This is a genomic window from Nocardiopsis sp. TNDT3, from assembly GCF_003427465.1.
GTDB lineage: Bacteria > Actinomycetota > Actinomycetes > Streptosporangiales > Streptosporangiaceae > Nocardiopsis > Nocardiopsis dassonvillei.
Genome location: NZ_QPFC01000948.1, coordinates 1 through 3,099, shown reverse-complemented (window position 1 = coordinate 3,099; position 3,099 = coordinate 1). Strand labels below are relative to the sequence as shown.

Below are 3,099 nucleotides of genomic sequence, written 5' to 3'. Positions count from 1 at the left end.
CGCCGCCACAGCACTCGTGGTGGCACGGGACGGGTCGGCGGACCCCGCGCACGCGCCGGAGCCGGCGGTCGCCGACTGCACCGAGGCGGAGGGGTTCGCCCCCGCCCGGGAACGGGACGCCGACGACCTGGAGATCTTCTCCCACATGGTGTTCTCCCCCGACGGTGACCTGCTGGTGATGCACACCCTCCAGGACGAGATGAGCGTGTGGGACTGGAGGGAGGGCCGGGAGATCGCCCGTCCCAGCACGCCCCTCGACAGGCTGGCGGGCTTCGGTTTCCTGCCCGAGGGATGCGGTGTCGCCGCCGTGGTCATGGAAGCGGAACCGCGCCCCGGGAACGAGTACCCGGCGCCGGTGGGGCAGGGGTTCGACCTGGTCTCGGGCACGGTCACCGGGTACGGGAACGGGGGATCGGCCGGTGGGACCCCCTCGGAGCCGCCTCCGACCGTGGACGGGATCGCGGTCTCCCCCGACGGGCTGATCGCCCTCTCCGGGTCGAGTGCCGTCCCGGGTGCGGGCGTGCAGATCGTCGACAGCGCGTCGGGGAGGACCGTGAACACCATCGACAGCGACGGGGGAGACCCCGTCTTCCTCGACGAACGGCGGTTGGCACTGAGGAACTCCGTGGACTCCTCGGACTGGAGCGTCACGGTCTGGGACGTGCGCACGGGCGAACGGCTGCACACGGTCCGTCCGGTGGCGGACGGGGTCTTCGCGCCGGTCCGGGGGACGGACGAGGTCGTCTACGTCCACGGGGGCGAGGTCATCGTGTGGGACGTCGTCGCCGGGCGCCGGGTCGACGCGTTCGACATGGAGGAGGCGGCCGAACTCCAGGAGCCCTGGATCCAGGAGGTCGTCGTGGACCCGTGGCTCGGTCGTGTGTACGTCACGTGGTGGGACTCCGATCCCGAGGACTACGGTGCGGAAGTGGAGGAGTACGGCGGGGCGTGGGACCTGGAGAGCGGGGAGAGCCTCCTCCCGGACGGGTTGGTCCCCTGGTACGTGGCTCCGCACCCGGACGGAGAGGTCGTCGCGGTGAAGACGGAGGAAGCGGGCGTGCGACTCCTCGACCCCGAGACCTGGGAGACCGTCGGGACGCTGTGAGGGGGAGTCGGCGCGGTCCCGGGCCGCGCGGTGCCCACACCCCCTCCCGGGGGCTCAGGGGGAGGAGCGCCCCCACCGCGCAGACCCCGTACCACCCGCCCCGCGCCACCGCTTCGCGGGAGCGGAAGGTCCCGTGTCGCTCACGCGCGGCGGAGCGCGGGCACCGAGAATCGAAGGGCGCCGGTCAGTCGCCCTGTGTGCTCCTACGCGTCCTCAGGGTGTCCGTCGGTCCCGTCCGCGGCCTGCCGCGCCGCCCCGATCCGCCGAACGAGGGAGGGCCCCTTCCATGTCCGCCGACCGCACGCCCGCCGGGTGCCGCCGCCCGGCACGGTCCGCCGCCGTGGTCCTCGCCGCCGCGCTCACCGCCGGGTCAGCCACCGCCGGGGCGGCCGCCGCCGCACCGGGGGCCGCCGCGACGGAAGCCTCCGCGCAGGAGCCGATCTGCGCCTCCGAGTCGCACCCCGACGTCGCGCGACGGCTCGACGAAGGGATCCGCGAGCGGGCGGACGAGCGGGAGGGGACGATCGCCGTGGGGGTCTTCGCGCACGGCGGCGACCTCACCTGCGGACTCGACCCCGACGCGGAGTTCGACGCGGCCAGCGTCGGCAAGGTCGTCGTCCTCGGCGCGCTGCTGCGCACCGCCATGGACGAGGACCGGGAGCTCACCGCCGAGGAGAGGGACCTGGCGACCGCCATGATCACCGTCTCGGACAACGACGCCGCCACGGAGCTGCGCAACAGGGTCGGCGCCGAGCGCATCCAGCGGTTCCTCGACCTGGCGGGCATGGACGCCACGGAACCGGACCCCGAGGGCTACGTCGGGCTGATGGGGACCACCGTCTCCGACCAGCTCACCCTGCTCCGCCTGCTGCGCACCGACAACGACGTGCTCGGCCGGGAGGAGCGCGGGTTCGCGCTCGGCCTCATGGGCGACGTCATCGGGGAACAGCGCTGGGGCGTGCCCTCGGGAGCGCCCGCCGACGCCGAGGTCCACCTCAAGAACGGCTGGCTGCCCCACACCGGCACCGACCTCTGGCGGGTGCACAGCATCGGCGGCTTCCGCGGAACCCCGGTCGGCGACTACGACATCGTCGTCCTGACCGACGACAACGACGGAATGCGGTACGGGGTGGACACCGTCGAGTCCGTGGCGGCCGAGGTGCACTCCGGCCTCACCGGACAGGACGTCCGGAGCGTGACGCCCCCGACCGACCTGACACGGGAGCCCCTGTCCGACGGCTCCGACGGTTCGGGCCGCGCCTGAACGCGGGAGCCGTTTCCCCGCGTGCGGGCTCCGGGGGCGGCCGACCCCGGCCAGGCCCCGGCCCGGCTCCGCGGCCACCCCTGCTCCACAACGGCCCTGGCTCCGCGACCGGCCCGGTTCCGCAGCCACCCCGGCTCCGCGGCCGCCTCGGCTTCGGACCTGTCACCGCCAGCGGGGGCGGGACGCCACAATGGAGGGCATGTCGCAGCGCAGACCCCGCCACCGCACGTCCCCGCCCCGGCCCGCGGCCGATCCCGAGGCGCCCTGCCCCTGCGGCGGTCCGGCGGTCTACCGGGACTGCTGCGGCCGCCTGCACAGCGGGCGGGCCACGGCGTCCACCGCCGAACAGCTCATGCGTTCCCGCTACAGCGCCTTCGCGGTCGGCGACCGCGACCACCTCCTGCGGACCTGGCACCCGAGCACCAGGCCGCGACGCCTGGACCTGGACCCCGGCACCGAGTGGGTGCGCCTGGAGGTCCTGTCCACCACCGGGGGCACCCCGTTCCACAACGAGGGCACGGTCGCCTTCCGCGCCTCCTACCGCGAGGGCGCCCGCGACGGGGCGCTCGTCGAGAACAGCCGCTTCGTGCGCCACGAGGGCGCCTGGGTCTACCTCGACGCGCTCGCGGAGTGAGGACCCTGAGGACGGCGGGGGCCCGGCGGGCAGGCCTCCGTCCCGGCCGGGTACCCGGTCCCCGATGGCGCGGGCGGGTGCCCGGGCACCCGCCCG

Annotated in this window: 3 protein-coding genes; all 3 read left to right on the top strand. The window is 74.8% G+C overall.

Annotation, left to right across the window (positions count from 1 at the left end; all coding sequences use genetic code 11):
- Positions 1-1,105: WD40 repeat domain-containing protein (locus DQW06_RS22090; RefSeq protein WP_232833115.1), on the top strand; the 1,105-nt coding region annotated here is incomplete at its 5' end.
- 286 nt (positions 1,106-1,391) lie between these two features.
- Positions 1,392-2,369, top strand: coding sequence for a serine hydrolase (locus DQW06_RS22085; RefSeq protein WP_117199225.1), 978 nt, complete (start codon positions 1,392-1,394; stop codon positions 2,367-2,369).
- 190 nt (positions 2,370-2,559) lie between these two features.
- Positions 2,560-3,003: a YchJ family protein gene (locus DQW06_RS22080; protein WP_370449120.1), complete on the top strand. Its 444-nt coding sequence runs from the start codon at positions 2,560-2,562 to the stop codon at positions 3,001-3,003.
- Positions 3,004-3,099 lie beyond the last annotated feature (96 nt).